The organism is Affinirhizobium capsici (assembly GCF_977018625.1).
The window spans coordinates 1,222,902-1,238,767 of sequence record NZ_CDRNXD010000004.1 but is presented as its reverse complement, the minus strand read 5'-3'; the positions used below and the strand labels follow the sequence as shown (position 1 = coordinate 1,238,767).

Here is a 15,866-nt window from a genome sequence, read left to right as displayed (position 1 = left end):
GCATGACCAAGGTTCTCGTTCTCTATCACTCGACTTACGGACATATCGAAACGATGGCTTATGCGGTGGCAGAGGGCGCGAAGTCTGCAGGTGCGGACGTTACGGTAATGCGCGTACCGGAACTGGTTCCAGAAGAAGTTGCCAAGGCTTCGCACTACAAGATGGATCAGCCTGCTGCGATCGCAAAGGTTGACGATCTGGTTGAATACGACGCGATCATCGTCGGCGCAGGTACGCGCTTTGGGACGGTGACATCGCAAATGCGCAACTTCTGGGATCAGACGGGCGGCCTGTGGTTCCAGGGCAAACTTGTTGGCAAGGTCGGCTCTGCCTTTACCTCAACAGCAACGCAGCATGGCGGCCAGGAATCAACAATCCTCTCCTTCATCCCGACTTTCCTGCACCATGGCATGGTTGTCGCTGGCCTTCCCTATGCATTTGCTGGGCAGATGGGCGTCGAAGAAGTGAAGGGTGGCTCGCCTTACGGTGCGTCCACGATTACCGACGGTGACGGCTCACGCCAGCCTTCTCAGGTCGAACTTGAAGGCGCAAGATATCAGGGTGCACATGTGGCGAAGCTCGCAGCCAAGTTGGCTGGCTGATGGTCGTTATAAGCGGGGCGCGAGAAATTGCGCCCCGTTTCCGCTTCAAACCACAGGTGAAGGCGGACGAAACAGCTTCAGCCGAGCTGGCGGGTTGCGCGGACGCCCGTTTCTCCAGTCCACCGCAAACTGAATAACATCTGCTGCGGCCTGATGCGTGAGTGGCTTGGCTATGACACCAACAGCGCCTGCATCCCGGCCTTCAACCAGCATTGGGTTTCCGGTTACGAATATGACGAGCAAGCCACGCTCCACCAGATGCCGTGCAAGTTCTGGCCCGGTTTCGCCGTCAGCCAAGCGAACATCCACGAAGGCGATGTCAGCCTCCTTGGCGTAATTCAACGCTACCTTCATATCTGGCGCGATTCCAATGACTTCGTGGCCGGAGCGAGTGATCGCTTCCTCCAGATCCATGGCGATGAGAAGGCTGTCTTCAACGATTAAAAATCGGTACTTCAATGCGGAAAACCTCTGTGCTGTCCACAAGATAGAGTTGCGGCAACATCCGGCAAGGGCAGGGGGATGATTGCATTAGCGAACCATCAATCAATCGGGGAAGATGGAGCGATACTCGCGCCGGACGATCTTCAGGCTGCGGTCTGATTGGATCTGATAGGTTTCTTCCACGACGCGTGATCCATCATAGAAGTCATGTGAGAACGTGCTACCAATCGGGGACTTGGTAAGTTTCTGCCTAGGCTGCCCAGTATAGGTAATGCTGCCTGGAATCGGCTGAAGCTCTGTTGTGGTGCAGCCGGTGACCAGCACTGCGGACAGCAGTAAAGCGCCAACGATTTTCATCATTTTATCCTCTCTTGCCGTATTATCGGCCGAAGAGACGCATATGGGCTGCGGACCTGTGCAAGGGAAGGGTGGGAAAAGACGAAGATAGCGAATTGCAGACCAAATTTAGCGAAGCTGGTCTTGCATTTTTGCCAGAACCCGGGGAATAAAGCTCACGATGCGGACGTGGCGAAACTGGTAGACGCAAGAGACTTAAAATCTCTCGGAGCAATCTGTGCGGGTTCGATCCCCGCCGTCCGCACCAAGCCCCCCAGCTTTGAATTCGGCTAATGATTGCGCGTTTGGTTGTTGGCAAACACCGAGGCCAAGTCTTCAATGGCCTTGATATTTGCTCGCTCGGCGAGTGCTTCGATCAGGCTATCGAGAATGTAGCAGATGCGCTCGTCTCTCGTTTCCTTGGCATCATGACGAAACTCGAGGCATTTTGCCATTAGTCGCGTGTAATGATCGAAGGGTGCCTGTGCCAGACCATTGGCGGGGATCGGACGGAATCCCCGCTCCACAGTTTGCGTTTGCTGGGCATCAGATCTTGGGAGTTCTGGCAAAGGGTCTAGATGGGGTGAAATAATGCGTAACTGCATGGCCTTGGCTATAGCTTCAGGGATATTCGCACAATGCAATTTCTGACGAGCTGATTTCAGATAATCTCGAGCCGTATGGTCTGAAATACTCAGTTCCGCAGCAATCGCTTTTGCGTCCTTTCCCAAGGCCGCCCAATGTAGGCTTTCTACTTCTCGGCGGGTCAACCGTGGAACAGGGTCACTCTCACCATAGAGTTCTATAACCGCCTTTTGGTGAAGGGCTTCCGCCAGCTTTTTCCAATGGGGAGCGTGTTTGGAAACAGTGTGCCTCCAAGTATGCGTTTCAAAACTATTGAGAACAAGCATGGCGCGGCGCCCAGCACGATCTGTCACGGGGATCGCATAGCCCGATAATCCAAGGCCGTGGGCATAAGCATCGGCCATCAGTTCAATGGCAGCTGCATTGAATGTCAGTTCATCCCAATGGAAGGGTTCATGACGCCTGAATCCCTGAACTAGCACCGGATCAATTTTGGCATAGTTGCAGGTGATGTATCGGGCAATCCAATTCGCTGGATAGGTTGATCGCAAGAATGGAGCATCCACCTGCTCCATGATTGTCTGCGCCAAAATATAGGTGACATTTGCGATCTGGTAGATTTCCGAAATTTTCGACACCGCTTCTTGCACACTCTCCACTTCAGAAATGAGTGTACGAGATTGGTTGAATAATTGCAGTGCCGCTTTTGAATGCGTCATCGAAACTGTCCATAAAAATTGACGGTGATTATGTATCATGTTGCTATCTGGTAGCAACATCACCCCCTCAACTGGGGGGAGTAAAATCAGCAAGCAAATGTGCTGTAAATCCCCATTGGGTAGTATCGAGATGATGAGTCCACAGCAGTGGCGAGGCAGGGGTTCTATCTGTGTGCGACCTGTGGCATAGCGGAATGATTTTGAACGGCATGGATCGATTGCAATGACATCACAGGCAGTTACGGTGGCAATGGGTGCGCTTCGGGAGATTTTTCCGGAAACGCCTCTTCAGTTGAATGAACATCTGAGCCGTAAATTCGACGCCAATGTCTTCCTCAAACGGGAGGATCTTTCGCCGGTGAGATCCTATAAAATTCGTGGTGCGTTCAATTTTTTTCGTAAAGCAATCGCTGCTGGCGAGAGCCACAAGACATTTGTGTGTGCTTCTGCGGGTAATCACGCGCAGGGTTTTGCATTTGTCTGCCGCCATTTCCAGGTGAAGGGTGTCGTCTTCATGCCGGTCACGACGCCGCAGCAGAAGATTGAAAAGACCCGTATTTTCGGCGGTGAGTTTATTTCGATCCGGCTCGTAGGCGACATCTTCGACCAGTGCTATGCGGAAGCCCGGAAATTTGTGGAGCAGGCAGGTGGAGCGATGGTCCCACCCTTCGACCATGCAGACATTATCGAAGGGCAGGCAACCGTTGCAGCTGAAATCGAACAGCAGATGCCGGATGGAATTCTTCCGGACCTGATCGTTATGCCGGTGGGCGGCGGCGGTCTGTCATCCGGCATCAGCACCTATTTCAAAGATCGGATTGCCGACGAAGGCTTTGTTATGGTGGAGCCGGCAGGCGCACCGAGCCTGAAGCAGAGCTTGATTGCGGGCCATCCCGTGACCCTATCGAAAGTTGATAATTTTGTTGATGGCGCCGCCGTGGCGCGCATTGGCGACTTGAACTTTGACGCGCTCAAGCGGTTTTCTGCCGAGAAGGTGATGACCGTTCCAGAGAATGCCATCTGCGTTACAATCACAGAAATGCTGAATATTGAAGGTGTGGTTCTGGAACCGGCAGGTGCACTTTCGCTCGCTGCTCTATCGGCGATGCCTCCTGAGATGCTGAGGGGCCGGAACATCGTGGCAGTCGTTTCTGGAGGCAATTTCGATTTTGAACGGCTGCCGGATGTGAAAGAGCGCGCTATGCGCTATGCCGGATTGAAGAAGTATTTCATTCTTCGACTACCGCAGCGCCCCGGAGCGCTGCGTGATTTTCTTAATCTTCTCGGCCCGAATGATGATATTGCCCGGTTTGAATATCTAAAGAAATCCGCTCGAAACTTTGGTTCGATCCTCATTGGGATTGAGACGTCAGAATCCAGTCACTTTGCGGGTTTGATTGAACGCTTCGATGCTGCCGGATTAGGCTTTGAAGATATAACTGAGAATGAAATCCTAGCGAACCTGATCATCTAATCACGCTTGAGCGAGGCAACGCATGTCATCCATTTTTTCCAAGATTGCTTCCATCTTTTCCGGCGGGGGAGAGCAGGCTGCCAAACCTGCCGCGAAGGTTGAACCGGAGGAACATGCAGGCTGTAGAATCTATGCCGAACCGATGCGCGAAGGCTCTCAATTGCGCCTCGCCGGCAGAATAGAGAAGGATGTGGATGGGAAAACGCTCGTTCGTACATTCATCCGTGCTGACGTGTTTACCTCGCAAGAGGATGCGCTGGAATGCACGTTCCGCAAGGCACGTCAGATTATCGATCAGAACGGCGCATCGCTCTTTGCAGATGGCGTTGAGCAGCGCGCTACGTGAGCAATAGGAAAGGGCCGAGGCTTGCACCACGGCCCTTTTCTTCGTCACGCTTTTAGGGGAAGCGTTCCTTAGGCGGCTTGCGCCAGTTCCTTGGTGCGGCTTTCCGCAGAAGCCATTGCCTTTTCAACAGCTTCTGGGCCGAAGGCGAGACCTTCAACATAAAGCACTTCTACATCGGTCATGCCGAGGAAGCCGAGAACTGTTTTCAGGTAAGGCACTGCGTGGTTAAGTGCCGCCGCAGGTCCATCGGAATAGACGCCAGCAGCAGCCAGAACGATGTAGACCTTCTTGCCCTTGACCAGGCCTTCTGGGCCTTCTGCGGTGTAGCGGAAAGTGACGCCAGCGCGTGCAATGTTGTCGATCCAGCTCTTCAAGCCGGAATAAATGTTGAAGTTGATAAGGCCGGTGCCGATGACGATATGGTCTGCAGCAAATAGCTCTGCGACCAGTTTATCAGAAACTTCAGCCGCGGCAGCTTCGGCCGCATCGCGCTGGTCCGCAGCCTTGCGAATAGCATTGGTAGTGACGGTATCCAGATGCGCAATTGGGTCATCTGCCAAATTGCGACGTACGATTTCAGCGCCAGTCTTCGCAGCAAGAGCTGCTGCAAGGTCTTGGGAAACCTTGTTGGAAACGGATTCTTCGCCGCGAGGGCTGGACGTGATGAGGAGGAGCTTAGACATGTTGAATTCCTTGTATATTCCGCCTTCACCAGGTGGAGTGGCAACTAAGCGAGCGTGAGAGCGCTTCGCCTTTGCGATGCAACATAGTGATGGACAGCTATCAATAAAATCGAGATAATCTCGAAGTTATCCATCGAAACTCTGGATGGTCAAAATGGACGCCAATCCCACACTCGATCAGTTACAGGTCTTTCTGACTGTTGCAGAAACGGGAAGTTTTTCCGCAGCCTCAAGACAGTTGAATCGTGCGCAATCCGTGGTGAGCTACACGATCTCTAATCTGGAGGCGCAGTTGGAAGTCATGCTGTTCGAGCGTACCGGATCTCGGCGTGCTCAGCTGACGGAGGCGGGTAGGGCCATCCTCGCGGATGCGCGCCGTCTGGTGTCGGATTTGCAGGTGATGCGAGCAAGGGCCAAATCCCTGAAGCATGGTCTTGAAGCGGAAGTTTCGCTTGCCATCAGCAATATGGTGCCGGTCGATGCTGTCATTGATACACTTTCAGAGTTCGGCAAACGCTTTCCTTCTGTCGCGCTTAGCCTCGGTTCCGGTGAATTGGGAATGGTGATGGATATGGTTTCCTCCGGCCGCGCGTCGGTGGGGGTGGGAGGACCGCTGCCAAAATCTGATGATCGCCTGTCAGTGGAGAAACTTGGACATTCATTCATGATTCCCGTCGCCGCGGCGCAACACCCGCTGGCTCAGCTTGAGCGGAAAATCGAATTGCGTGATGTGCGTGAAGAGGTGCAGCTCGTGGTGACGGACGCTTCCGGCCTCACGCAAGGCAAAGATTTCAACGTCCTGTCCTACAAGGTGTGGCGGGTAGGAGATATTGCAACGAAACATCAGCTGATCCGCGGCGGTCTTGGTTGGGGTGGCCTTCCTGCAGCGCTTATTCGTGAAGATCTGGCAAGCGGTCGACTGGTCTCTCTTGACATTGACGCCTATGAAACCGGTGATTATCCGCTCTATGCGATCCACAAGATAGCAAACCCACCTGGGCCAGCCACTGCATGGCTTATAGAGGCACTCGGCGCACGCTTGAGACAGTGCCCGGACAAGACTGCAATGATCTCAATTCTAAAGCATGCTCGCACACACGCGAAAAAAGATGCAGCTGAGTGAGATTGCCTGCAGGAACAATTTCTCTGCTGTTAACTTATGGCCCCAGTGGCTTTGAAGACTTCTATTAAATAGAAGATTCTTAAATCGTTTTCGCGGCTTATCTCCCTGTAAGTTCGCCGTCGAAACGTCGTATCTTATAGGGGTGCTAAGCCGCCGATGAAGATTTTGCACTACGTTGATCCGGCGATCGAGGCTTGGCGTAATATTGTCTAAAGATCGAAGCCGAGGAGGCTTTATCCGGGTGCCGTGCTTTGAGATCATTGTTGTTGGACCTCCCGATTTCGTATCGGATGAGGTGAAGCGGGCATGGTTTTCCGCAGGCGTTACATTACTCGGTCCAGTCTCGTGCGTGGATGTGAGCGATGAAATAGCGCGCCGGGCCGGTGGTGTGTTGCTAGATATTGGGCTTGATTCAGTAGAACTGTTCGGGCTGTCCGAGCGTCTCATGACATTCGACGTACCATTTCTATTCGTGGTGAATTCACGAACCGCCGTAGGTTCAAGCCGACCTTACTTTTTGACCGCAGCAGAGGACGATATCAAAGCTGCTATTTCGGCTTTAGCGCAAGAAGGTTCTGATGAAGATCAGGACCGCTCATTTCATTAAAGCGCGCGCCGGTTATAAAATCAGGACGCTCAGTATCAGAGACTAGCGATGTTGGTCCAATCTGGAGCGGGCTGCTTCATGCATGAGCCTGAACAGCCAGTAACCTACGCCCGGTGCTAACCGCAGGTCTTCAACATTCTCTCCTCTGGTGATGAACTTTTTAGCGGCATCTCGCGTTTCTGCAGTCAGACGCTGCGCATCGGAAGGAGATTGAAAATAGCGAGACGCCATCCGCTCTATGATCGGCATGGAACTTTCTAAAAGAGCCAATAGTTCTTGGGATTGTAGCGGGTCTGGGCCGGCGTTGCCGCGTGTCATCGTCCACTCCTTGTTCATTCGTCAATGGAACCGGCCACGGGAGGTTCCGGTACGGTAGCGTACGACAGTGGAAACGTTGCGGATGGGAACATGTTAGTTCCTGTTGCGCATGGTGGAGGTAAAACGATGTTACAACTTAACCCGCAATCATCACGGAACTATCTGCTTTCCAGCCTGCCTGCTGCAGAGCTGAACATGCTTTCCGATGGTTTGGAACTGGTGGAACTTCCGCACGGTCGCTTGGTCTGCGAACTGAATGATGTCGCAGATTTCGTTTACTTTCCCACATCCGGAATTGGTTCGGTGGTTGCAGTTTCTCCAAACGGCAAGCGAGCGGAGGCGGGTTTGATTGGCCGCGAAGGCTTCTTCCCACCCTGGGTCGCTGGTGGCATTACCCGCAACATCAACGAAATCACTATTCAAGTGGAAAGCACATCCTGGGTTATGCCGGTCGAGAGATTTCACCGAGCCATGGCAGACTCCACTGCCTTTCAACATGTGATCCAAACGGCGTCAGTGGCCTATTCAACGCAAGTCGCTTCAACGGCTCTTTCAAACGCAATTCACTCTGTTGAGGAGCGGCTGACCCGTTGGCTGCTGATGTGCCACGATAGGGTTGATACGAACGAAATCGCGTTGACGCATGAATTTATCGCCATCATGTTGGCTGTGCGTAGGCCTAGTGTCACCACCGCTTTGCACATGCTGGAGGGGCGAGGCTTTATTCGTTCCGAGCGTGGCTTGATTACCATTCGAAATAGGTCCGCGATGGAAAGCTTTGCCGAAGACTCATATGGTCCTTCAGAGCGCCTATCTTATATTTTCGAAGGTATGGGAGAACGCACTAAAGCAGTAGAGGTCGTCAAGCATTGACGATCTCGCTCAGGCAAGCGCCGGTGTTGCAGAAGCATCTGTAACTGAAAGACCACCAATCAATCTGTCATACTCCTCTTCCGGCTTGCCATAGGCATCTCCGGCGAAGATCTGTAACGCGGCGCGATCTCTGATTGATATACGCCCTCGTTCGGCTCGGATCAGCTTTTGTCCTTCCAGGATGTGAAGGGCAGTGGTGACGCTTGGACGCCTCACCGCCAACATGAGCGATATAAATTCATGCGTGAGCGCGATTTCGTGACCGTCCATTCTATCGTGGCACATGAGCAACCAACGGGCGAGGCGCTGATCGACGGTGTGCACCGCGTTGGATAGGGCTGTGAAGGACGTCTGCGAGCCGAAGACATGGATAAAACGTGCCAGCAGGTTTGAGAAAACTGGACAAAGTGGCAATAGGCTTGTCAACACGCCTGCCGAAATTCGAATGCCCTCTCCCTCCATTTGGATCAAAACCTCATGGATACTGATGGTGCCGCCAACCCCACCGGATGTGGGCGCGAAGCCTTCTCTGCCGACCATTCCTGCCTCAGCCTTATGACCTTCAGGCGAAATGGTAACGACGGAGCCGATACCTGAAGTGGGGAAATAGACGTAATCGATGGGCGCATCAGAGCGCACGATGACAAAGCCGCGTGGGAGCGCGATTTTTTCAAAATGGGCTGCAAGCATCTCGAATTCGGAAGCCGGCAACAGTTCAATGAGTCTGTTCGGGATATGTGACTGACGAATGACGGACATGGCTCTCGCTGGCTGGCCGCGAGCCAAATGCTCTGACCGAATGCGCTCATTGATTCAGATAGTTATTCCCTATAGCACCGCCTGATTGCCGTTGTTTTTGGGTACGCTGGCAGACGAATTCCGGGGTAAAAAAAGCCGCCGGGGTGACCGGCGGCGCTCATTTGAAATTGCACTTTATCAAGGAACTTTGCGGAGGACGTATCTTAAAGAACGAGGCGGAACTTGGCGAAGCCTTCTGCACCATCGCCTGCATCTTCGATTTTTGCACCCTTTACAGATGCCGCATATTGGCGTCCCTTTGGCCCGCTTTCAAATACGGCGCTGGTATTTGCCAATGGCTTGAATGACCAGTTTGCGTCTGCAGACGGATTGATCGTGCCTTGATCCATGATGTAGCGAACAACTACATCGCGGTTTGTATCGGGAGCAACGAGAATAACTTTATCAGCTGCGATTTCTGGGAATTTGCCGCCGCCGCCAGCGCGGTAGTTATTTGTGGCCACGACGAACTTCTCTGCCGGATCAATCGGCTTGCCGTTGAACTGTAGGTCTACGATGCGGTGCGAGTTCGGGTTTACGAGCTTGCCGTCACTATCAAATCTTGCCGGTTGCGACAGATCGATCTGATAGGTAACTCCGTCGATTACATCGTAATTGTACGATGGGAACTTTGTGTTGAGTAGTGGCGCATCCTTTGCGCCAGGCTCGATCTGGTTGAACATGCCCGCTGACATTTCCAGCCAATTCTTGACCTGCTCTCCCGTGACGAGAACAGCCTGAACCGTGTTGGGATAGAGATAGAGGTCGGCAACGTTCTTGATCGCGATATCGCCAGCCGGAACATCGGTAAAATATTCCGGTCCATTGCGCCCGCCTGCCTTGAAAGGTGCAGCGGCGGAAAGTACCGGAAAATCCTTGTACTGGCCTTCCTTCAAAAGGTTCTTCACATACCAAACCTGAGCATTAGCCACGATCTGTACGGATGGATCATCCGCCACCAAGGCAAAATATGAATAAAGCGGGGCGGAGGTTTTGCCGACCGGGCGGCGCACATAGGCCAATGTTGCCTCGTGCTCAGGCTTTACTGCCTCGACGATTTCCGGCTTGTCCTTTGCATCAACGACGAGTTTCTTGTTCTCATCGCGGTGGTAGATGGGCCGGGCCTCTGTGGTAAAATCTACGACCTTCCAGTTCTTGCCGTCTTTCTCCAGCAGCAGATCGATCAAGCCCATATGTGAGCCCCAGAAGCCCGCCATGACGGCTGGCTTGCCCTGAAGTGTTCCTTTTTTGATATCCGCGCCCGGCACGCCTTCGAAATCCTTGGGGCCGGGGAAGACAAGATGCTGGTGACCAGTGAATATCGCATCAATGCCTTCAACGCCCGCAAGGTAGAGCGAAGCGTTTTCCATTCGCTCGGTCTGGCCCGTGCCATCAATACCGGAGTGGGAAAGGGCGATCACGATATCCGCACCTTCTTCTTTCATAGCCGGAACCCAAGCCTTGGCGGCCTGCACGATGTCGCGCGTCTGAGCTTTGCCTTCGAGGTTCTTGGCATCCCAAACCATGATCTGCGGCGGCACAAAACCGATGAAGCCAACCTTAACTGGCGATGTGTTGCCAGCGCCGTCCTTGATCTGCTTTTCGAGGATCACATAGGGTTTGAAAAACAGCTCGTCTTTCTTGGGGTCAGATGCTAGCTGCCCCTTTGTGAGGTTCGCGCAAACGATCGGGAATTTGGCGCCGTTCAGCGTATTGAACATGAATTCAAGGCCATAATTGAATTCGTGGTTACCGAGTGTGCCGCAATCGTAACCGAGCGCGTTCATAGCTTTCATGACAGGATGGATGTCGCCAGCCTTCATACCCTTTTCATAGGCCATGTAATCGCCCATCGGATTACCCTGAAGAAGGTCTCCGTTGTCGATCAGCATGGAGTTGCCAGCTTCCGAACGCACCTGATCTATGAAGCTGGCCGTGCGTGCCAGGCCCATCGTGTCATTCGGCTTATCAGCATAATAATCGTAAGGCATGATATTCACATGAATATCAGTCGTCTCCATGATGCGTAGATGTGCCTGATTGGCGGCAGCGCGTGCCGCGAATGGATGGAGCATGACGAGCGCAGATCCTGCAGCTATGCGGCTCAGGAGTGAGCGTCGGGTCATGGCGGGTGGTTTAATCAGGAATGACATGGAGAACTCCCTCAGTCGTTTGCAGCGCAAGTTTAGGGTGCTTGCCACGGCAACGCATCAGGAAAATGACAGTTATTAATATCTAATTCAGTTGTCCATTTTCGATGCAATCTCATCAAGAAAACGCAATTTCCTTCTAACAAGGATTATCGGCGGCCAACGGCCATTCTCGCCGGTGCCAACGAGACTTGTGCTTGTGGCTTGTAATAATGTTTGAAGAACGATGCGACTTGGGCTTGCGTGTTTGAACTCTCAGCGAGCCGAATCCCAATTTTACCAGCCCGGTACCATCGTATTGTACCTTCGATGAGACCCAATTCATTACAACGAATTCTAATGGTTGCACCGGGTTTTGCTGATATCCACCCTCGCATGTTCAAGCAAAGACCGGTTTTAGATATATCCAATACAGAAGCATCCACAACCTCGTCAACGTAATAGACAATACTGCGGAAGTTACAACGTATGCGCTCAGCGCGCCGTCCATCACCTGTCCCGTTTGCCATATGTGAGAAATTCCTGTTTTAAATCAGTTGCTTCTGTGTAAGCGTGTGAAATGCGATTTAAAGCTAGGTAAATTCCTGCGCTGAAATTTGAATGATTTGGCTGTTATGCGTGTTTTTTCGCGCTTAGCCGGTGTTTTGTTGTTGGTGAAAAACAGAAAAATACTTCAGTAATGAATGTCTATATTATGAAATTATCATGCAATTGCTCAAGTTACATGAGCTTAATATGCGAATATACTAAAAGAAAAATCTGGAGTTGGTAACCGGTGCAACCCCTGGATGCTCGGAGTTTCCGCCCCTTGGGAAGAATCAAAGGCCGATATTCGGACGATCAATGACTTCTCGAAGAGCAAAGCTGGAGTTGATTTTCACAACATGCGGCAGGGCCGATAACCAATCGCGGTGGATGCGTTCATAGTCCGCTAGATCCTTCGCCGCGACGCGAAGGATATAGTCATACTCGCCGGACATGAGGTAGCAGACAAGGATATTGGGGCATAGCTTCACGGCTGCCTCAAACTCCGACAGCGCCTTGGCGCTTTGGCCGGAAAGAGAAATGTGAACTACTGCCATCAGCGTGTAATTGAGTGCCTTGTGCGAGAGCCGCGCATGGTAGCCGCTGATAACGCCGTGTTTTTCCAGCATATCCAGACGGCGTGAACAGGCGGAAGCGGATAGGCCAATCTTCTGGGCGAGTTCGGCGTTCGACATCCGCCCATTAGCCTGCAGAGCCTTCATGATCGAAAGATCGATAGCATCCAGTTCATTCATTCGAAAAATCCACGGTGGAACTGCTTAATTACGCAATAAATCTCGAAATTTGCTAGGCTCTTCGCCAAAATTCGCAAGGACATTCTGACGATTTTTTGTTGCAGTGTATGGGCTGCCGGGAAGAAACGGCTGCCATGCAACGGGAGAGGTTTTAATATGCGCGTGGGATGTCCGAAAGAAATCAAGAACCACGAATATCGCGTCGGGCTTACCCCCGGCGCCGTCCGCGAATATGTGGCGCATGGTCATGAAGTTTTGATCGAAACGAAGGCCGGTGCCGGAATTGGGGCTGACGACGGAGCTTATGTTTCAGCCGGTGCCAAAATCGCTGGATCGGCAAAAGAAATTTTCGAACGTTGCGATATGGTGGTGAAGGTCAAGGAACCACAGCCATCAGAGTGGGCGCAGCTTCGCGAAGGGCAAATTCTCTACACCTATTTACACCTCGCTCCCGACCCGGAGCAGACGAAGGGTCTGCTCGCATCAGGCGTGACAGCTGTGGCTTATGAAACTGTGACAGATGAGCGCGGTGGTTTGCCGCTTCTTGCGCCGATGTCGGAAGTGGCGGGAAGGCTTGCTATCCAGGCAGGAGCAACTGCGCTGCAGAAGGCCAATGGTGGGCGCGGCATTCTGCTTGGTGGCGTGCCCGGTGTGCTGCCTGCAAGGGTGACAGTGATTGGCGGCGGTGTGGTCGGTCTCCATTCAGCCAGAATGGCCGTTGGTCTTGGCGCGGACGTCACCATTCTCGATCGCTCTCTTCCTCGGCTTCGGCAGTTGGACGAGATGTTCAATGGCCGCGTGCATACGCGCTACTCCACCATCGATGCGCTGGAAGAAGAGGTTTTTTCAGCTGATCTGGTGATTGGTGCAGTGCTCATCCCCGGTGCTGCGGCGCCCAAGCTCGTGACGCGTGATATGCTGACCGGCATGAAAAAGGGCGCCGTCATTGTCGACGTCGCTATTGATCAGGGCGGGTGTTTCGAGACATCGCATGCCACCACCCATTCGGACCCAACCTATGAAGTGGATGGGGTGATCCATTATTGTGTTGCCAATATGCCCGGCGCTGTTCCGGTGACTTCGGCACATGCACTCAACAACGCAACGCTCGTGCACGGGCTTGCGCTTGCAGATAGAGGCTTGCGCGCCATCGCAGAGGATCGTCACCTCCGCAACGGGCTGAACATTCATCGTGGCAAGGTCACCAACAAGCCGGTTGCAGAAGCTCTTGGCTATGATGTGACGTCGCCAGAAAGCCTGCTCAACGTCGCTTGATAGCATTGCCTCAGAAGCCGCTGTGATTTGACCAATCACAGCGGCTTCCAAATCTCTAATCACGCTTTGCAAGAGCCAGAAGTTCCGCATCAGACATGGGTTCAACCCAGGCTTCGCTGGTACTGACGGGGGCAAAGCCCATCATCTGATAGAGCGGCAGCGCACGCGGATGATCGAGTGTGTTGGTAGAAACGGTTACCTTCGATGGGTTCATTTGCCACGCTGAATAAAGCGCCTGCAATAGGAACCATTTGCCAATGCCAAGACCGAGCGCATGTTCGAAAAGGCCGAAGTAGGACAGTTCCACAACATCATCGTCCAACTGGTTCAGTTCGAACATGCCAGCCGGAGCGCCGTTCACATAGAGTACGGTCAGGCAAACCTTATCGCTATGCAATTGTGCCGCAAGCTCTTCGTCGCTCATCCGAAGGCGATTGTACCAATGCCAGCGCTTGCCAATCTGGCGATAGAGATAGCGGTAGTAGTGCAGCGGAATATTCTGCGTTCGCATGAGCGCAGTTTGCAGGTTTACCGGCATAGGCAAGCTCTGCCGAGGCGGTGCCGTCATTTCTAATTGAGTAATACGTGTTTTTATCGGGCCATGAACCGGCCGTTCAATCGCATCCGCAGGACCAGTGACCACGGGGGTGTCATCACGCCCACCCCATTCGGACCAGGAACCATCGTAAAGTGAGTTATTGGTGTGGCCCAGGGATTCGAGCGCAAGCGTAACGACGGCTGCGGTTACACCGGAGCCACAGCTGGTGACGGCTGGGCGAGTGAGGTCAATGCCCGCTTCGTCCATCATGTTGCGAAGGGTGTCCAGATCCTTCAATTGTCCGTTTTCGGAGAGAGAGCCAGCGGGAAGGCTGCGAGCTCCGGGCATATGGCCGGAGCGCATTCCAGCACGAGGCTCTGCCTCTTCGCCCGTAAAGCGGCCAGCACCGCGCGCATCGATGATTTGTGCAGAGCCGCTGTCCACGATGGCGCGCATTTCATTCAGGCTGGTGACGCGCCGACCGCGAAACCGAGGTGTAAATGTAGCCACTTCCGGCTCCACAGCCTCGGTCTCAAGCGGCAAGCCCTCTTTCTTCCAGCCGTCCAGTCCGCCATCCAGAACATAGACCTTTTCTACGCCCATGGCGCGAAGCATCCACCAAACGCGGGGTGCGGAGAAAAAGCCCGGACCATCATACACGACAATCACGTCAGTATCGGCAATCCCCAGCTTGCCCATCTCGGCAGCAAAAAATTCCGGCGAGGGAAGGGAGTGAGGCAAGCCGGTTGAATGATCGGCTATGGCATCCTGATCAAAGAATACGGCACCTGGAATATGGCCTTGCGAATATTCTTCGGCACCATTTCTCTTTTGCGCGGGCAAATACCACGAGGCATCGATAACGCGGAAATTGGGCGTGCCGAGCTGCTTTTGCACCCAATCGCTCGATACGACAAAACGGCTCTTTTCAGCGCTCATGTTCTTCCTCCTGATGGGCAGGAGAAATGAGGATCACGCCGTTTCAGCAGGGGTGCCGAAGCGAAGGCGGAAGCGTCTATTCTCCTTACCCTTTTTCTCGATCTTCGCGATGTGAATCGCTCCAACCTCTTGGGTTTCGGAAACATGTGTGCCGCCACAGGGCTGGCTGTCAACGCTGGAATCCTGACCGATGCAGATGAGGCTAACGCGGCCTAAACCAACCGGGGGCCGCACATTCTTCGATTTTACAATCTCAGGATTGGCCAGTAATTCTTCATCCGTAATCCAGCGCGTATAGACAGGATGATTTTCGCTAACCAGCTTCATGAGCTTGGCAGTTACCTCGTCCTTGTCAATGACATCTGACATGTCGAAATCAACGCGGGACTCATCTTCTCCCACTGCCGCACCGGTAATGGGATATTCGCAGACTACCGAGAGAAGATGGCAGGCCGTGTGCATGCGCATGAGCTTGTAACGCCGCGCCCAATCCACATGCAGAACAAGTTTCTCGCCCACCTGCGGCTGAGGTTGGTCTGCTAGCGGGACATGGATGATGATGTCCTTGCTTTCACCATGACGCGTTGGACCAAGCAAAATTCTTGTTCCATCGCTTCGTTCCAAAAAGCCGGTATCGCCCGGCTGTCCGCCGGACGTTGCATAAAAACAGGTTTGGTCGAGCTCTATGCCGCCATCCTCATGAATGGCGGTGACCGTACCCTCTGCTGTCGAAAGATAGAAATCGTCTCGGTAAAGGGCTACGGTTTTCATGCGAT

The 15,866-nt window shown here is 53.1% G+C and carries 18 protein-coding genes and 1 tRNA gene; 8 read left to right on the top strand and 11 right to left on the bottom strand.

What is annotated here, in order from left to right:
- Nucleotides 1–2 precede the first annotated feature (2 nt).
- The gene (gene wrbA, locus AC0JZ1_RS09400; RefSeq protein ID WP_471882116.1) at nt 3–602 is read left to right on the top strand and encodes an NAD(P)H:quinone oxidoreductase type IV; all 600 of its coding nucleotides are present in this window, start codon (nt 3–5) and stop codon (nt 600–602) included.
- Nucleotides 603–647: 45 nt separating this feature from the next.
- On the opposite strand, the gene AC0JZ1_RS09395 is transcribed toward wrbA, so the two are convergent.
- Nucleotides 648–1,088 (bottom strand): response regulator, encoded by a 441-nt coding sequence (locus AC0JZ1_RS09395; RefSeq protein WP_471882115.1) that lies wholly within the window; start codon nt 1,086–1,088, stop codon nt 648–650.
- Between the two features lie 60 nt (nt 1,089–1,148).
- Nucleotides 1,149–1,406 (bottom strand): hypothetical protein, encoded by a 258-nt coding sequence (locus AC0JZ1_RS09390; protein ID WP_471882114.1) that lies wholly within the window; start codon nt 1,404–1,406, stop codon nt 1,149–1,151.
- 159 nt (nt 1,407–1,565) lie between these two features.
- On the opposite strand from AC0JZ1_RS09390, the gene AC0JZ1_RS09385 reads away from it, so the two are divergent.
- Nucleotides 1,566–1,650: transfer RNA gene (locus tag AC0JZ1_RS09385), tRNA-Leu, on the top strand.
- Nucleotides 1,651–1,672: 22 nt separating this feature from the next.
- Here the strand turns inward: AC0JZ1_RS09385 and AC0JZ1_RS09380 are convergent.
- The gene (locus AC0JZ1_RS09380) at nt 1,673–2,746 is read right to left on the bottom strand and encodes a helix-turn-helix transcriptional regulator (protein WP_471882113.1); all 1,074 of its coding nucleotides are present in this window, start codon (nt 2,744–2,746) and stop codon (nt 1,673–1,675) included.
- Between the two features lie 163 nt (nt 2,747–2,909).
- Here AC0JZ1_RS09380 and ilvA point away from each other — a divergent pair, with 163 nt between their 5' ends.
- Complete coding sequence (gene ilvA / locus AC0JZ1_RS09375) at nt 2,910–4,160, top strand: threonine ammonia-lyase (protein ID WP_471882112.1); 1,251 nt, start codon at nt 2,910–2,912, stop codon at nt 4,158–4,160.
- A 22-nt stretch (nt 4,161–4,182) separates the two neighbouring features.
- Entirely contained in the window at nt 4,183–4,506 is a 324-nt protein-coding gene (locus AC0JZ1_RS09370; protein ID WP_471882111.1) for an HlyU family transcriptional regulator, read from the top strand.
- A gap of 68 nt (nt 4,507–4,574) precedes the next feature.
- Here the strand turns inward: AC0JZ1_RS09370 and AC0JZ1_RS09365 are convergent, their stop codons facing one another.
- Nucleotides 4,575–5,189, bottom strand: a complete 615-nt coding sequence (locus tag AC0JZ1_RS09365; RefSeq protein WP_471882110.1) for an FMN-dependent NADH-azoreductase — start codon at nt 5,187–5,189, stop codon at nt 4,575–4,577.
- A gap of 154 nt (nt 5,190–5,343) precedes the next feature.
- Here AC0JZ1_RS09365 and AC0JZ1_RS09360 point away from each other — a divergent pair, with 154 nt between their 5' ends.
- Both AC0JZ1_RS09360 and AC0JZ1_RS09355 read left to right on the top strand, forming a co-directional pair.
- Nucleotides 5,344–6,312 (top strand): LysR family transcriptional regulator, encoded by a 969-nt coding sequence (locus AC0JZ1_RS09360; protein ID WP_471882109.1) that lies wholly within the window; start codon nt 5,344–5,346, stop codon nt 6,310–6,312.
- A gap of 241 nt (nt 6,313–6,553) precedes the next feature.
- Nucleotides 6,554–6,919 carry a hypothetical protein gene (locus tag AC0JZ1_RS09355; RefSeq protein ID WP_471882108.1) on the top strand — a complete coding sequence of 122 codons (366 nt, stop codon included), beginning with the start codon at nt 6,554–6,556 and terminating at the stop codon, nt 6,917–6,919.
- A gap of 42 nt (nt 6,920–6,961) precedes the next feature.
- Here the strand turns inward: AC0JZ1_RS09355 and AC0JZ1_RS09350 are convergent, their stop codons facing one another.
- Nucleotides 6,962–7,237, bottom strand: a complete 276-nt coding sequence (locus AC0JZ1_RS09350) for a hypothetical protein (RefSeq protein WP_471882107.1) — start codon at nt 7,235–7,237, stop codon at nt 6,962–6,964.
- 126 nt (nt 7,238–7,363) lie between these two features.
- Between AC0JZ1_RS09350 and AC0JZ1_RS09345 the strand changes: the two genes are divergently transcribed.
- Nucleotides 7,364–8,110, top strand: coding sequence for a Crp/Fnr family transcriptional regulator (locus AC0JZ1_RS09345; protein WP_471882106.1), 747 nt, complete (start codon nt 7,364–7,366; stop codon nt 8,108–8,110).
- 9 nt (nt 8,111–8,119) lie between these two features.
- Here the strand turns inward: AC0JZ1_RS09345 and AC0JZ1_RS09340 are convergent, their stop codons facing one another.
- The 4 genes from AC0JZ1_RS09340 to AC0JZ1_RS09325 form a co-directional block, all read right to left on the bottom strand.
- The gene (locus AC0JZ1_RS09340) at nt 8,120–8,869 is read right to left on the bottom strand and encodes a Crp/Fnr family transcriptional regulator (protein ID WP_471882105.1); all 750 of its coding nucleotides are present in this window, start codon (nt 8,867–8,869) and stop codon (nt 8,120–8,122) included.
- Between the two features lie 203 nt (nt 8,870–9,072).
- Complete coding sequence (locus AC0JZ1_RS09335) at nt 9,073–11,061, bottom strand: bifunctional 2',3'-cyclic-nucleotide 2'-phosphodiesterase/3'-nucleotidase (RefSeq protein ID WP_471882104.1); 1,989 nt, start codon at nt 11,059–11,061, stop codon at nt 9,073–9,075.
- Between the two features lie 146 nt (nt 11,062–11,207).
- On the bottom strand, nt 11,208–11,567 hold the full coding sequence (locus AC0JZ1_RS09330) for a PilZ domain-containing protein (RefSeq protein WP_471882103.1): 360 nt from the start codon (nt 11,565–11,567) through the stop codon (nt 11,208–11,210).
- Between the two features lie 309 nt (nt 11,568–11,876).
- Complete coding sequence (locus AC0JZ1_RS09325; RefSeq protein ID WP_471882102.1) at nt 11,877–12,338, bottom strand: Lrp/AsnC family transcriptional regulator; 462 nt, start codon at nt 12,336–12,338, stop codon at nt 11,877–11,879.
- 156 nt (nt 12,339–12,494) lie between these two features.
- Here AC0JZ1_RS09325 and ald point away from each other — a divergent pair, with 156 nt between their 5' ends.
- Entirely contained in the window at nt 12,495–13,613 is a 1,119-nt protein-coding gene (gene ald / locus AC0JZ1_RS09320; protein ID WP_471882101.1) for an alanine dehydrogenase, read from the top strand.
- A 55-nt stretch (nt 13,614–13,668) separates the two neighbouring features.
- Here ald and sseA read toward each other — a convergent pair whose 3' ends face one another.
- Together sseA and AC0JZ1_RS09310 are read right to left on the bottom strand one after the other, a co-directional pair.
- Nucleotides 13,669–15,090, bottom strand: a complete 1,422-nt coding sequence (gene sseA / locus AC0JZ1_RS09315; RefSeq protein ID WP_471882100.1) for a 3-mercaptopyruvate sulfurtransferase — start codon at nt 15,088–15,090, stop codon at nt 13,669–13,671.
- A 33-nt stretch (nt 15,091–15,123) separates the two neighbouring features.
- Nucleotides 15,124–15,861 (bottom strand): alanyl-tRNA editing protein, encoded by a 738-nt coding sequence (locus tag AC0JZ1_RS09310; protein WP_471882099.1) that lies wholly within the window; start codon nt 15,859–15,861, stop codon nt 15,124–15,126.
- Between the last annotated feature and the right edge of the window lie 5 nt (nt 15,862–15,866).

Coding starts and splice junctions, on each gene's coding strand:
- wrbA (WP_471882116.1), top strand. CDS start 3: ATGACCAAGGTTCTCGTTCTCTATCACTCGACTTACGGACATATCGAA.
- AC0JZ1_RS09390 (WP_471882114.1), bottom strand. CDS start 1,406: ATGATGAAAATCGTTGGCGCTTTACTGCTGTCCGCAGTGCTGGTCACC.
- AC0JZ1_RS09380 (WP_471882113.1), bottom strand. CDS start 2,746: ATGTTGCTACCAGATAGCAACATGATACATAATCACCGTCAATTTTTA.
- ilvA (WP_471882112.1), top strand. CDS start 2,910: ATGACATCACAGGCAGTTACGGTGGCAATGGGTGCGCTTCGGGAGATT.
- AC0JZ1_RS09370 (WP_471882111.1), top strand. CDS start 4,183: ATGTCATCCATTTTTTCCAAGATTGCTTCCATCTTTTCCGGCGGGGGA.
- AC0JZ1_RS09365 (WP_471882110.1), bottom strand. CDS start 5,189: ATGTCTAAGCTCCTCCTCATCACGTCCAGCCCTCGCGGCGAAGAATCC.
- AC0JZ1_RS09360 (WP_471882109.1), top strand. CDS start 5,344: ATGGACGCCAATCCCACACTCGATCAGTTACAGGTCTTTCTGACTGTT.
- AC0JZ1_RS09350 (WP_471882107.1), bottom strand. CDS start 7,237: ATGACACGCGGCAACGCCGGCCCAGACCCGCTACAATCCCAAGAACTA.
- AC0JZ1_RS09345 (WP_471882106.1), top strand. CDS start 7,364: ATGTTACAACTTAACCCGCAATCATCACGGAACTATCTGCTTTCCAGC.
- AC0JZ1_RS09340 (WP_471882105.1), bottom strand. CDS start 8,869: ATGTCCGTCATTCGTCAGTCACATATCCCGAACAGACTCATTGAACTG.
- AC0JZ1_RS09335 (WP_471882104.1), bottom strand. CDS start 11,061: ATGTCATTCCTGATTAAACCACCCGCCATGACCCGACGCTCACTCCTG.
- AC0JZ1_RS09330 (WP_471882103.1), bottom strand. CDS start 11,567: ATGGCAAACGGGACAGGTGATGGACGGCGCGCTGAGCGCATACGTTGT.
- AC0JZ1_RS09325 (WP_471882102.1), bottom strand. CDS start 12,338: ATGAATGAACTGGATGCTATCGATCTTTCGATCATGAAGGCTCTGCAG.
- ald (WP_471882101.1), top strand. CDS start 12,495: ATGCGCGTGGGATGTCCGAAAGAAATCAAGAACCACGAATATCGCGTC.
- sseA (WP_471882100.1), bottom strand. CDS start 15,090: ATGAGCGCTGAAAAGAGCCGTTTTGTCGTATCGAGCGATTGGGTGCAA.
- AC0JZ1_RS09310 (WP_471882099.1), bottom strand. CDS start 15,861: ATGAAAACCGTAGCCCTTTACCGAGACGATTTCTATCTTTCGACAGCA.